General features: G+C 57.2%; 9 protein-coding genes, 3 tRNA genes and 2 pseudogenes. 10 read left to right on the top strand and 4 right to left on the bottom strand.

Annotation, left to right across the window (positions count from 1 at the left end; translation table 11 throughout):
• A pseudogene (locus B0E42_RS31340) lies at nucleotides 1-244 on the top strand (hypothetical protein); the annotation flags it as partial.
• 64 nt (nucleotides 245-308) lie between these two features.
• Here B0E42_RS31340 and pbpG read toward each other — a convergent pair.
• Together pbpG and folD are read right to left on the bottom strand one after the other, a co-directional pair.
• The gene (gene pbpG, locus B0E42_RS26445; RefSeq protein ID WP_018602428.1) at nucleotides 309-1247 is read right to left on the bottom strand and encodes a D-alanyl-D-alanine endopeptidase; all 939 of its coding nucleotides are present in this window, start codon (nucleotides 1245-1247) and stop codon (nucleotides 309-311) included.
• 359 nt (nucleotides 1248-1606) lie between these two features.
• Nucleotides 1607-2461 carry a bifunctional methylenetetrahydrofolate dehydrogenase/methenyltetrahydrofolate cyclohydrolase FolD gene (gene folD, locus B0E42_RS26440; RefSeq protein ID WP_014339305.1) on the bottom strand — a complete coding sequence of 285 codons (855 nt, stop codon included), beginning with the start codon at nucleotides 2459-2461 and terminating at the stop codon, nucleotides 1607-1609.
• Nucleotides 2462-2742: 281 nt separating this feature from the next.
• Between folD and B0E42_RS26435 the strand changes: the two genes are divergently transcribed.
• From B0E42_RS26435 to B0E42_RS26425, 3 genes are all read left to right on the top strand, one after another.
• Nucleotides 2743-2819: transfer RNA gene (locus B0E42_RS26435), tRNA-Arg, on the top strand.
• Nucleotides 2820-2860: 41 nt separating this feature from the next.
• Nucleotides 2861-2936 (top strand) — tRNA-His (locus tag B0E42_RS26430).
• A gap of 58 nt (nucleotides 2937-2994) precedes the next feature.
• Nucleotides 2995-3079: transfer RNA gene (locus B0E42_RS26425), tRNA-Leu, on the top strand.
• A gap of 9 nt (nucleotides 3080-3088) precedes the next feature.
• On the opposite strand, the gene B0E42_RS31220 is transcribed toward B0E42_RS26425, so the two are convergent.
• Complete coding sequence (locus B0E42_RS31220; RefSeq protein ID WP_168188542.1) at nucleotides 3089-3238, bottom strand: hypothetical protein; 150 nt, start codon at nucleotides 3236-3238, stop codon at nucleotides 3089-3091.
• Nucleotides 3239-3502: 264 nt separating this feature from the next.
• On the opposite strand from B0E42_RS31220, the gene tig reads away from it, so the two are divergent.
• The 6 genes from tig (at nucleotide 3503) to B0E42_RS26390 (ending at nucleotide 12013) form a co-directional block, all read left to right on the top strand.
• Nucleotides 3503-4813 carry a trigger factor gene (gene tig, locus B0E42_RS26420; protein WP_018602424.1) on the top strand — a complete coding sequence of 437 codons (1311 nt, stop codon included), beginning with the start codon at nucleotides 3503-3505 and terminating at the stop codon, nucleotides 4811-4813.
• Between the two features lie 93 nt (nucleotides 4814-4906).
• Nucleotides 4907-5542: an ATP-dependent Clp endopeptidase proteolytic subunit ClpP gene (gene clpP, locus B0E42_RS26415; RefSeq protein ID WP_018602422.1), complete on the top strand. Its 636-nt coding sequence runs from the start codon at nucleotides 4907-4909 to the stop codon at nucleotides 5540-5542.
• Between the two features lie 112 nt (nucleotides 5543-5654).
• The gene (clpX, locus tag B0E42_RS26410) at nucleotides 5655-6938 is read left to right on the top strand and encodes an ATP-dependent Clp protease ATP-binding subunit ClpX (protein ID WP_003183176.1); all 1284 of its coding nucleotides are present in this window, start codon (nucleotides 5655-5657) and stop codon (nucleotides 6936-6938) included.
• A gap of 161 nt (nucleotides 6939-7099) precedes the next feature.
• Complete coding sequence (lon, locus tag B0E42_RS26405; RefSeq protein ID WP_014339302.1) at nucleotides 7100-9496, top strand: endopeptidase La; 2397 nt, start codon at nucleotides 7100-7102, stop codon at nucleotides 9494-9496.
• A gap of 148 nt (nucleotides 9497-9644) precedes the next feature.
• Nucleotides 9645-9917, top strand: a complete 273-nt coding sequence (locus B0E42_RS26400; RefSeq protein WP_002552737.1) for an HU family DNA-binding protein — start codon at nucleotides 9645-9647, stop codon at nucleotides 9915-9917.
• Nucleotides 9918-10141: 224 nt separating this feature from the next.
• Nucleotides 10142-12013 (top strand): SurA N-terminal domain-containing protein, encoded by a 1872-nt coding sequence (locus B0E42_RS26390; protein WP_077508399.1) that lies wholly within the window; start codon nucleotides 10142-10144, stop codon nucleotides 12011-12013.
• 748 nt (nucleotides 12014-12761) lie between these two features.
• Here B0E42_RS26390 and B0E42_RS31590 read toward each other — a convergent pair.
• A pseudogene (locus B0E42_RS31590) lies at nucleotides 12762-12857 on the bottom strand (IS110 family transposase); the annotation flags it as partial.

Below are 12857 nucleotides of genomic sequence, written 5' to 3'. Positions count from 1 at the left end.
GCCGCGCTGGGCCATGGATGGCCCTTCGCGGCGGCCCGCGGAGCAATGCCTTCGTTCAGGCATGCCGAGCCTAGGCGAGGCACCGAGTGGTGGGGCAGAGCGCTTTTGGTTACTTTTGGCGCTCTTTCCAAAAGTGACCCGCCGTAAGAGCGGAACCCTAAGCCGCCGTTACCGCAGCAACGGATATACACACCAAAACAAGTACCGCAAAAAACCAAAAAAAACGACACTTCCCCATTTCTGAAAGAAGCGTCGCTTTTTCTAAGTGAACAGCATTACAACGGGTCAGGGCTTTTAGGGTTCGCGGATTACTTGGAAGCCTCCACCACACCACTCTGGCGGCTCTTGAGATTCTTGGCAGCCTTGTATTGCAGGGCCACTGACGGCACTGCGGCGCTTTTTCCGGTTTCCACCCAGCTACGAATCCGACTGGCATCGGCGAAGTGCGTGTATTTGCCGAACGCATCGAGAATCACCAGTGCCATCGGGCGATTGCCCATCTTCGTCACCAGCACCAGGCAGTGGCCAGCCTGGTTGGTGAAGCCGGTCTTGGTCAACTGGATATCCCAGTTGGCCTTGTGGACCAAGTGGTCAGTGTTGCGAAAGCCCAGGCTGTACGCCGGCTTGCGGAAGGTAACGGTCTTTTCCTTGGTGGTGCTCAGTTCGCTCAGCAGCGGATACTTGCGAGCAGCGATCAGCAGCTTGGTCAGGTCCCTGGCGGTCGAGACGTTGTGGATCGACAGGCCCGTTGGCTCGACGTAATGGGTGCTGGTCATGCCCAGCGCCTTCGCCTTGGCGTTCATGGCGGCAATGAACGCCGCGTAGCCGCCCGGATAGTGGTGGGCGAGGCTGGCGGCGGCACGGTTTTCCGAAGACATCAGGGCGATCAGCAGCACGTCTCTGCGCGACAGTTCGCTGTTGAGCTTGACCCGGGAAAACACGCCCTTCATCTCAGGGGTGTTGGCGATGGTGATGGAAATGTATTCATCCAGGTTCTGTTTGGCATCCAGCACGATCAGGCCGGTCATCAACTTGGTTACCGACGCGATGGGCACCACCACGTCCGGGTTGCTCGAATAAACGACTTTGTCCGTTTGCAGGTCCAACAACATCGCGCTGCCCGAGGCGACTTGCAGCTTGGTCGTGTCCCGAGGGGCCGCGATGGTTTCCTGTGCAACGACATTTTGCGTGATAAAGCTGCCTGTGAAAGCGATGAATAGGCTGATGATGGAAAGACGGATTTTCACGCGAGTAGACTCGATAGAGTTGAAGGTGCCGTTGAGCAACGACTTTTAAAAAAACGTCGCATTTTAGGAGTATGGGCGACAGCAGCGCTATATGCCTGTACCGCCGAGGGTTGTGAGTAAATAAAGTTTAATGAAGGGGGATTTTGGCGGACCGAATCTGAAAAAGTTCGTAATTTGCGCGATCCAGGGAGTCGCGGCATAGGCCAACGCCTGCCGATAAGGATCAGGCGACAAAAACTCTTGTGGGAGCGAGCCTGCTCGCGATAGCGGTGTTTCAGCCAGCATTGATGTTGGCTGACCCCAAGCTATCGCGAGCAGGCTCGCTCCCACAGGGTTTATGGCTGGATTGAAGCGGTGTGTCAGCTATGCAGCGTCTCGGCCGCGTACAAGGTGTTTTCCAGCAAGCAGGCGCGGGTCATCGGGCCTACGCCGCCGGGTACCGGCGTGATCCAGCCAGCGCGGGGCAGGGCGGTCTCGTAGACCACGTCGCCCACCAGCTTGCCATCTTCCTGGCGATTGATGCCTACGTCGATGACGATGGCGCCTTCCTTGATCCACTCGCCCCGTACCAGGCCGGGTTTGCCGGCGGCCACCACCACCAGGTCGGCACGGCCGACATGGCCGGCCAGGTCCTTGGTGAAGCGATGGGTCACGGTCACGGTGCAGCCGGCCAGCAGCAGCTCCATGGCCATTGGACGGCCAACGATGTTGGACGCACCCACCACTACGGCGTCGAGGCCATACAGGTCCACGCCAGTGCTTTCCAGCAGGGTCATGATGCCTTTAGGGGTGCAGGGACGAAGCAGCGGGATGCGTTGGGCCAGGCGACCGACGTTATAAGGATGGAAGCCATCGACGTCTTTGTCCGGGCGGATACGCTCCAACAGCTTGGAGGCGTCGAGGTGTTCAGGCAGCGGCAGCTGGAGCAGAACGCCATCGATGTTCGGGTCATCGTTCAGACGATCGATCAGATCGGCCAACGCTTGCTGGGTGGTTTCGGAAGGCAGGTCGTAGGCCTGGGAAAGGAAGCCGACCTCTTCACAGTCTTTACGCTTGTGCGAGACATAAACCTGAGAGGCAGGATCGCTGCCGACCAGGATCACCGCAAGGCCGGGCGTACGCAGGCCTTGCTCGCGGCGCTCGGTGACTCGTTGGGCGATCTGCTGGCGCAGGCTGGCGGCGATCGATTTGCCGTCGATAAGTTGTGCAGTCATTGCGCGTGGTTAACCATCGAGAGGGGAAAAAAAGAGAACGCATTCTCGCATGCCGGGGCGTGAGGGCAAAGGCGCTTGGTCTGCAAATTCCCCTAACCCCTTTAATTAAATGAATTTTTTTTAAAAAAGAGTTGACGACCTATCGGGCCGTCTATAACATTCGTCGCACTTGTCGGGCACAGCCTAGCACTGGTTAAGAAGGTGGAGCGGAGTTGGTTGTTTCAACTCGGCAAAACTGAAAGCACTTAGTTTGTAATCGTCCAAGAATACAGATTAAAAAGGCGCCCGTAGCTCAGCTGGATAGAGCATCCGCCTTCTAAGCGGATGGTCGCAGGTTCGAGTCCTGCCGGGTGCGCCAATTAGGCAGCTTTGGCACAAGTAAGGCAACAAGGCAATATGGTGGGCGTAGCTCAGTTGGTAGAGCACGGGATTGTGACTCCCGTTGTCGTGGGTTCGATCCCCATCGTCCACCCCATATTCTAGAGAGGCGCCAGATCTAACAATCTGGCGCCTTTGCTTTAAAAGCTTGATACGCGGATGTGGTGGAATTGGTAGACACACTGGATTTAGGTTCCAGCGCCGCAAGGTGTGAGAGTTCGAGTCTCTCCGTCCGCACCATACAAGTCGCTATTTAAATAGCAGAAAACGGCGCAGTACCTGAAAAGGGCTGCGCCGTTTTTGTTTTCGGTGGTTCTGTGTTTGGCATTGGCGCTGTTTTTTTTGGGTGCGCGCTGCGGTCGGGTCCTCGCGAATGTGTTTCGTGATGATGCGCGGCATGTCCGTCGGTCTCCTTGTGGGGCTGGGCGCTGCGCGGCCGGGCCAGCCGCTTCTATATATAGAAGCGTTGGCGCAGAGCCTTGGGCTGAATCGACTGTATTTGCAATCCGGGTGGGGCATGACCGTTTGTCCCGTCCTAAATCCGGCGCCTGTTTCCAGCGCGTTTTCAGTAGGGTGACTTCTTGAGTTTGACCTACTAGAATGCATGCCCTTGATTCTGGGGTCGGAAACGCCCGGCCAACGTCTGTGCAACGAGGAATATCCATGCAAGTTTCTGTTGAAAATACTTCTGCTCTTGAGCGCCGCATGAGCATCACCGTGCCGGCTGAGCGCATCGAGACTCAGGTCAACAAGCGTCTGCAGCAGACTGCCCAAAAGGCCAAAATCCCAGGTTTCCGCCCAGGCAAAGTGCCAATGAGCGTGATCCGTCAGCGTTACGAAGCTGATGCGCGTCAGGAAGCCGTGGGCGACGTGATCCAGTCTTCGTTCTACGAAGCGGTCGTCGAGCAGAAGCTGAACCCGGCCGGCGCTCCGTCCGTCGAGCCTAAAGTGCTGGAAAAAGGCAAGGACCTGGAATTCGTCGCTATTTTCGAAGTGTTCCCTGAGTTCAAGGTTGCCGGTTTCGAATCCATCGCCGTCGAGCGCCTGAGCGCTGACGTGTCGGATGCCGACCTGGACAAGATGCTGGACATCCTGCGCAAGCAGAACACCCGTTTCGAAGTGACTGAGCGTGCTGCTCAGAACGAAGATCAACTGAACATCGATTTCGTCGGCAAGGTCGACGGTGAAGTGTTCGCGGGCGGTTCCGCCAAGGCTACCCAGCTGGTGCTGGGCTCCGGTCGCATGATCCCTGGCTTCGAAGACGGCCTGGTTGGCGCCAAGGCCGGTGAAGAGCGCGTTCTGAACGTGACCTTCCCTGAGGATTACCAGAACCTGGACCTGGCTGGCAAAGCCGCCGAGTTCACCGTGACCGTCAACACCGTTTCCGAGCCGAAACTGCCTGAGCTGAACGAAGAGTTCTTCGCCCAGTTCGGCATCAAGGAAACCGGTCTGGAAGGTTTCCGCACCGAAGTTCGCAAGAACATGGAGCGTGAACTGCGCCAGGCTATCAAGTCCAAGGTCAAGAACCAGGTCATGGACGGTCTGCTGGCCTCCAACCCGATCGAAGTGCCAAAGGCCCTGCTGTCCAACGAAGTTGACCGTCTGCGCGTGCAGGCTGTTCAGCAGTTCGGCGGCAACATCAAGCCGGACCAACTGCCGGCAGAGCTGTTCGAAGAGCAAGCCAAGCGCCGCGTCGTGCTGGGCCTGATCGTCGCCGAAGTGGTCAAGCAGTTCGAGCTCAAGCCTGACGAAGCCCGCGTTCGCGAGCTGATCCAGGAAATGGCCTCGGCCTATCAAGAGCCTGAGCAAGTCGTGTCCTGGTACTACAAGAACGACCAGCAACTGAACGAAGTCCGTTCGGTTGTGCTGGAAGAACAAGTTGTGGATACTGTTCTGCAGAAAGCTAGCGTGACCGATAAAGCGGTCTCTTACGAAGAAGCGGTCAAGCCGGTGGAAGCTCCACAAGCCGATTGATGGTTCTGCGGTAAGAAATACACACCCATAAGCCAGCCTTCGTGCTGGCTTATGCGTATTCAAGACATAACTATTTGGGAGTGACTGCGAGACATGTCCCGCAATTCTTTTTATCAGCATAGCTCTGACATCCAGGCCGCAGGCGGCCTGGTCCCGATGGTTATCGAGCAGTCCGCCCGCGGCGAACGTGCCTATGACATCTACTCGCGTCTGCTCAAGGAGCGCGTCATCTTTCTGGTGGGCCCGGTAGAGGACTACATGGCCAACCTGATCTGTGCGCAACTGTTGTTCCTTGAAGCCGAAAACCCGGACAAGGATATCCATCTCTATATCAACTCCCCTGGCGGTTCGGTGACGGCGGGCATGTCGATCTACGACACCATGCAGTTCATCAAGCCTAACGTTTCGACGACCTGTATCGGTCAGGCGTGCAGCATGGGTGCGTTTTTGCTGACTGCTGGTGCCCATGGCAAGCGTTACTGCCTGCCGAACTCGCGCGTGATGATTCACCAGCCACTGGGCGGTTTCCAGGGCCAGGCATCGGATATCGAAATCCATGCCAAGGAAATCCTCTTCATCCGCGAGCGCCTCAACACCTTGATGGCCAAGCACAGCGGGCGCACGCTTGAAGAAATCGAGCGCGATACCAACCGCGACAACTTCATGAGCGCTGAAGCCGCACGTGAATATGGCCTGATCGATGAAGTGATCAGCCAGCGCCCCGCTTAAAATAAGCAGCTCAAAATGAGGTTGATCGGCTGGTCCGATCACCTGCGGGCTTGAAAAAGCCCGCAATTGCCTTCATCTTGTGTTGCAAGCCTATCGGATTTGGATCGATCGAATGACTGACACCCGCAACGGCGAGGACAACGGCAAACTGCTTTATTGCTCCTTCTGTGGCAAAAGCCAGCATGAAGTGCGCAAATTGATTGCCGGCCCCTCGGTCTTCATTTGCGACGAGTGCGTCGACCTGTGCAATGACATCATCCGCGAGGAGGTGCAGGAAGCCCAGGCCGAGAGCAGCGCGCATAAATTGCCTTCGCCTAAAGAAATCAGCGGCATCCTTGATCAGTATGTGATTGGTCAGGAACGTGCGAAAAAGGTACTGGCCGTAGCGGTGTACAACCACTACAAGCGCCTGAACCAGCGTGACAAGAAGAATGACGACGTCGAACTCGGCAAGAGCAACATCCTGCTGATCGGCCCGACAGGCTCGGGTAAGACCTTGCTTGCCGAAACCCTGGCCCGCTTGCTGAACGTTCCGTTCACCATCGCCGACGCAACCACCCTCACCGAGGCGGGTTATGTAGGTGAAGACGTCGAGAACATCATTCAGAAGTTGTTGCAGAAGTGCGACTACGATGTGGAAAAGGCCCAGATGGGCATTGTCTACATCGACGAAATCGACAAGATTTCCCGCAAGTCCGACAACCCGTCCATCACCCGGGATGTTTCCGGTGAGGGCGTGCAGCAGGCCTTGCTCAAGTTGATCGAAGGTACGGTCGCTTCCGTTCCACCCCAAGGTGGTCGCAAGCATCCGCAGCAGGAATTCCTGCAAGTCGACACCCGTAACATTCTGTTCATCTGCGGTGGTGCGTTCTCCGGCCTGGAAAAGGTTATTCAAAACCGTTCCACCCGCGGTGGCATCGGTTTCAACGCCGAAGTGCGCAGCAAGGAAGAAGGCAAGAAAGTCGGTGAGTCCCTGCGTGAAGTCGAGCCTGACGATTTGGTCAAGTTCGGTCTGATCCCGGAATTCGTCGGTCGTCTGCCTGTCCTGGCAACGCTGGACGAGTTGGATGAAGCAGCGTTGATGCAGATTCTGACCGAGCCGAAAAACGCCCTGACCAAGCAGTATGCCAAGCTGTTCGAAATGGAAGGTGTAGACCTGGAGTTCCGTTCCGACGCGCTGAAATCGGTCGCCAAACGTGCCCTGGAGCGTAAGACCGGTGCCCGTGGATTGCGCTCGATTCTTGAAGGCGTATTGCTCGACACGATGTATGAAATCCCCTCGCAATCCGAGGTGAGTAAAGTCGTGATCGATGAAAGCGTTATAGAAGGCAAGTCCAAGCCACTGTATATCTATGAAAACAGTGAGCCGGCTGCCAAGGCCGCACCGGACGCTTAAGCGTCCCGCTGCCGGAATAAAGAAGGGGCCTTCGGGCCCCTTTGCTTTTAGCGCGTTTTAGACGTGTCTTAGCGCTTGTTTTTTTTCAAGGCTGCCCCCATCTTGGTTTCAAGCTTACTTCCATCTGTTTCCGGCCCTAGGGCCGCCGTAGAGGCGAAATCATGAAGACAACCATCGAATTGCCTCTCCTGCCATTGCGCGATGTCGTGGTGTATCCGCACATGGTTATCCCGCTGTTCGTGGGGCGCGAGAAGTCCATCGAAGCCCTTGAGGCTGCGATGACGGGTGACAAGCAGATTCTTCTGCTGGCCCAGAGAAATCCAGCCGACGATGATCCCGGCGAAGACGCACTGTATCGCGTAGGGACGATTGCAACGGTTCTGCAATTGCTCAAGTTGCCCGACGGCACCGTCAAGGTCCTGGTCGAAGGCGAGCAGCGCGGTACTGTCGAGCGTTTCAGCGAAGTGGACGGCCATTGCCGGGCCGAGGTGTCGCTGATCGAAGAAGTCGATGCGCCCGAGCGTGAGTCGGAAGTGTTTGTCCGCAGTCTGCTGTCGCAGTTCGAACAATACGTGCAACTGGGCAAGAAGGTGCCTGCAGAGGTCCTGTCGTCGCTTAACAGCATCGACGAGCCGGGACGGCTGGTCGATACGATGGCGGCCCACATGGCCCTCAAGATCGAGCAGAAGCAGGAAATTCTCGAGATTATTGATCTGTCGGCCCGTGTCGAACATGTGCTGGCATTGCTCGACGGCGAAATCGATCTGTTGCAGGTCGAGAAACGCATTCGCGGTCGCGTCAAGAAACAAATGGAGCGCAGCCAGCGCGAGTACTACCTGAATGAGCAGATGAAGGCCATTCAGAAAGAACTGGGCGATGGCGATGAAGGCCACAACGAAATCGAAGAGCTGAAAAAGCGCATTGATGCCGCCGGCTTACCCAAGGATGCACTGGCCAAGGCCCAGGCCGAGCTGAACAAGCTCAAGCAAATGTCGCCGATGTCTGCCGAGGCCACCGTGGTGCGCTCCTACATCGACTGGCTGGTCCAGGTGCCATGGAAAGCCCAGAGCAAGGTGCGCCTGGACCTGGCGCGCGCCGAGGACATCCTCGACGCCGACCATTACGGCCTGGAAGAGGTCAAGGAACGCATCCTTGAATACCTCGCCGTGCAGAAGCGCGTGAAAAAGATTCGTGGTCCGGTCCTGTGCCTGGTCGGTCCTCCAGGGGTCGGTAAAACCTCCCTGGCGGAGTCGATTGCCCACGCCACCAACCGCAAATTCGTACGCATGGCCCTTGGCGGCGTGCGCGACGAGGCGGAAATTCGTGGTCATCGTCGTACCTACATCGGTTCGATGCCGGGAAGATTGATTCAAAAGATGACCAAGGTCGGCGTGCGCAATCCGCTGTTTCTTTTGGACGAAATCGACAAGATGGGTAGCGACATGCGTGGCGATCCCGCTTCTGCGTTGCTCGAAGTCCTCGATCCTGAGCAGAATCACAACTTCAACGATCACTACCTGGAGGTCGATTACGACCTGTCGGATGTGATGTTCCTCTGCACCTCCAACTCCATGAATATTCCGCCAGCGTTGCTGGACCGGATGGAGGTGATTCGTCTGCCGGGCTACACCGAGGACGAGAAGATCAACATCGCGGTGAAATACCTTTCGCCCAAGCAGATCCAGGCCAACGGCCTGAAAAAAGGCGAGCTGGAATTCGACGAGGAAGCGATTCGCGACATCATTCGCTACTACACCCGCGAAGCCGGTGTGCGTGGCCTGGAACGGCAGATTGCCAAGGTCTGCCGCAAGGCGGTCAAGGAACATGCGCTGGAAAAACGCTTCGCGGTCAAGGTCACTGCGGACCTGCTGGAGCATTTCCTGGGCGTGCGCAAGTTCCGTTATGGCCTCGCCGAGCAACAGGACCAGATCGGCCAGGTGACTGGCCTGGCCTGGACCCAGGTCGGTGGTGAGCTGCTGACCATCGAAGCGGCCGTGGTACCGGGCAAGGGTCAATTGATCAAGACCGGCTCCCTGGGTGATGTGATGGTCGAATCGATCACCGCAGCGCTGACGGTGGTTCGCAGCCGCGCCCGCAGCCTGGGCATTCCCCTGGACTTCCATGAGAAGCGCGACACGCATATCCACATGCCCGAAGGGGCCACACCCAAGGACGGCCCGAGCGCTGGCGTAGGCATGTGCACGGCCCTGGTCTCGGCATTGACCGGTATTCCGGTGCGCGCCGATGTCGCCATGACAGGTGAAATCACGCTGCGCGGCCAGGTCCTGGCGATTGGCGGCCTGAAGGAAAAACTGCTGGCGGCACACCGGGGCGGGATCAAGATCGTGATCATTCCCGAAGAGAATGTCCGCGACCTGAAGGAAATTCCTGACAACATCAAGCAAGATCTTCAGATCAAACCCGTTAAATGGATTGACGAGGTCCTGCAAATTGCGCTGCAATACGCGCCGGAGCCCTTGCCGGATGTGGCTCCGGAGATTGTCGCGAAGGAAGAAAAGCGAGAGTCTGACTCTAAGGAAAGAATTAGCACGCATTAATACGCATTTGCCTGGGGGGCTTCCTTGACAGTTTTTTAGAGCCCTTGTTATAAAGCGGCTCTTAAGTGTCTGCAGGCCATTCAGCACTCGTTTTTGCTTTCACCAAAAAAACTTAGAATCATCTCAAATAGATATAAGGGGACTTAGAGTGAACAAGTCGGAACTGATTGATGCTATCGCTGCATCCGCTGATATCCCGAAAGCTGCTGCTGGCCGTGCGCTGGACGCTGTAATCGAATCCGTCACTGGCGCTCTGAAGGCTGGTGACTCCGTTGTTCTGGTCGGTTTCGGTACCTTCTCCGTGACCGATCGTCCTGCTCGTATCGGTCGTAACCCGCAGACCGGTAAGACGCTGGAAATCGCTGCTGCCAAAAAGCCAGGCTTCAAAGCTGGTAAAGCACTGAAAGAAGCCGTTAACTAAGGTTTCGTTGAGTTTATCCGGGTCGGGGTCATGCCTGGCTTGGCAGCGGAGCGGTAATACGGCCGGTTGCAACCGGTCTGGCACGCCAGGGCTTGCAGGTTCGAGCCCGGTCCGCTCCGCCAGTTACGAGAAGGCGCATCCTCGGATGCGCCTTTCTTCTATCCGGATTCTACCCACGCTCCACGGTTGCCTAAATTTGAAGTTCAACCGTTTCTGGGGGACGCATGCTGCAGAATATCAGGGACAATTCACAAGGCTGGATTGCCAAGACCATCATCGGGGTCATCGTCGCATTGATGGCGCTGACCGGTTTCGATGCCATTTTTCAAGCCACCACCAATAGCAACGAGGCGGCCAAAGTCAACGGCGAAAACATCAGCCAGAACGAGCTTAGCCAAGCCGTCGACATGCAACGCCGTCAGCTTATGCAACAGCTGGGCAAGGATTTTGACGCCTCCCTGCTGGACGAAAAAATGCTGCGCGATTCAGCGCTCAAGGGCCTGATCGACCGCAAGCTGCTGCTGCAAGGCGCACACGATGCGAAGTTCGCTTTCTCCGAAGCGGCGCTCGATCAAGTGATCCTGCAAACGCCTGAGTTCCAGGTCGATGGCAAATTCAGCGCCGAGCGTTTCGATCAGGTGATCCGCCAGCTGGGTTACAGCCGTATGCAGTTCCGCCAGATGCTGGCTCAGGAAATGCTGATTGGTCAGTTGCGCGCCGGCCTGGCAGGCAGCGGTTTTGTCACCGATGCCCAAGTGCTGGCATTTGCCCGCCTGGAAAAACAGACGCGTGATTTCGCCACCTTGAACATCAAGGCCGACCCGGCCTCCGTCAAGCTGACCGAAGACGAGGTCAAGGCCTACTATGACCAGCACGCCAAGGAGTTCATGACGCCTGACCAGGTGGTCATCGATTACCTCGAGCTGAAGAAAGCTTCTTTCTTCGATCAGGTCAGCGTCAAGGACGAAGACCTGCAAGCGGCCTACCAGAAAGAAATCGCCAACCTGTCCGAACAGCGTCGGGCTGCGCACATCCTGATCGAAGTGAACGACAAGGTGACCGAAGCCCAGGCCAAGGCGAAGATCGAAGAAATCCAGGCTCGCTTGGCCAAAGGCGAGTCGTTTGAAGCCTTGGCGAAGGAGTTTTCCCAGGATCCGGGTTCGGCGAACAACGGCGGCGATCTGGGCTATGCCGGTCCAGGCGTCTACGATCCGGAGTTCGAAAAGGCCTTGTACGCCTTGAACAAGGACCAGGTCTCGGCACCGGTACGCACCGATTTCGGTTTGCACCTGATCAAGCTGCTGGGTGTCGAAGCGCCTGAAGTGCCTACGTTTGCCAGCCTGAAGGACAAACTGGTCCGCGAGCTGAAGACCCAGCAGGTGGAGCAGCGTTTCGTTGAGGCGACCAAGCAACTGGAGGATGCCTCGTTCGAAGCGTCCGACCTGGCGCAACCTGCCCAGGACTTGAAGCTGACCGTCCACACCTCGGCCCCGTTCGGTCGTGAAGGCGGCGAAGGGATTGCGGCCAATCGTGCTGTGGTTACCGCTGCGTTCAGCCCGGAAGTGCTGGAGGAGGGTGCCAACAGCACCGCCATCGAGCTGGACCCGGAAACCGTCGTGGTGCTGCGTGCCAAGGAACACCGCAAGCCTGAGCAATTGCCGCTGGAAAAAGTGGCGGGCCCCATTCGTGCTCAACTGGCCAAGGAACACGCCAGCGCAGCGGCCAAGACCCGCGCCGACGAGTTGATCGCCAGCCTGGGTGACGGCAAGACTGCACTGGACAAGCCGGTCGACGGCCAAGGCTGGAAAGCCATCCAGGCGGCCACCCGCAACCAGGAAGGCATCGACCCGGCGGTGCTGCAAGCACTGTTCCGTATGCCTAAGCCTGAGTCCAAGGACAAGCCGACGTTCAGCAGCGTGACCTTGCCTGACGGCAGCCTGGTGGTCGTGCGTCTGAACGGCGTGAACGAAGCGGCGGCACCGACTGACGAAGAGAAGGCGGAGTATCGCCGCTACCTGGCGTCCCGTGTTGGTCAGCAGGACTTCGCGGCGTATCGCAAGCAGTTGGAGAGTCAGGCGGATATCAAACGTTTCTAATGGCTTGATGTTTGGGTAAACCTGGCTGTAATGCTGTTCACTTAGAGAAAACGGTGCTTCTTCAGAAATGGGAAGCGCCGTTTTTTTTGGGCTTGGGTTTGGGTGTATATCCATTTCTTCGGTAACGGCTACTTATGGTTCCGCTCTTACAGCGGCTCACTTTTGAGAAGCCCGGAAGCCGGCCCAGTCAAAAGTAAGCAAAACGCTTTATGCCCCACCACTCGGTGCCTCGCCTAGGCTCGGCATGCCTGAACGAAGGCATTGCTCCGTGGGCCGCCGCGAAGGGCCATCCATGGCCCAGCGCGGCTAACCCGGCATCCATGCCGGGTTGCCCACTGCGCAATACCTGCGTTCAGCCAGCGTGGTTAACGGGGCGCCGAGATCAACGTCCACCGCGAGGCGGCCTAACAGCCGACCTGGCTCTCCCGGTCGTACACCCATTAGATCTGTGGGAGCAAAGCTTGCTCGCGAATGCGGTGTTCCAGTCAACGATGATGTTGGATTTGCCGACGTCATCGCGAGCAAGCTCGCTCCCACAGGTTTTTGTGTTGTGTGCAGATGCTGTGAACACCCGCAAACCCACTGTGGGAGCGAGCTTGCTCGCGAATGCGGTGGTTCAGTTGTAATGATGTTGGATGTGCCGACTTCATCGCGAGCAGGCTCGCTCCCACAGGTTTTTGTGTTGTGTGCAGATGCTGTGAACACCCGCAACCCCACTGTGGGAGATTCTATGGTACGGGGCTACCCCTTAAATGCCTTTCGGTAAGTATTCGCTCTGGTTCTTCAGCAGGGCGAATACCACTCGGGCAAGCTTGCGGGCCAGTGCCACTAATGCTTCGGTTGT

It is taken from the genome of Pseudomonas sp. A25(2017), assembly GCF_002001065.1.
Classification (GTDB): Bacteria; Pseudomonadota; Gammaproteobacteria; order Pseudomonadales; family Pseudomonadaceae; genus Aquipseudomonas; species Aquipseudomonas kilonensis.
This window is presented reverse-complemented; position numbering and strand designations above follow the sequence as displayed.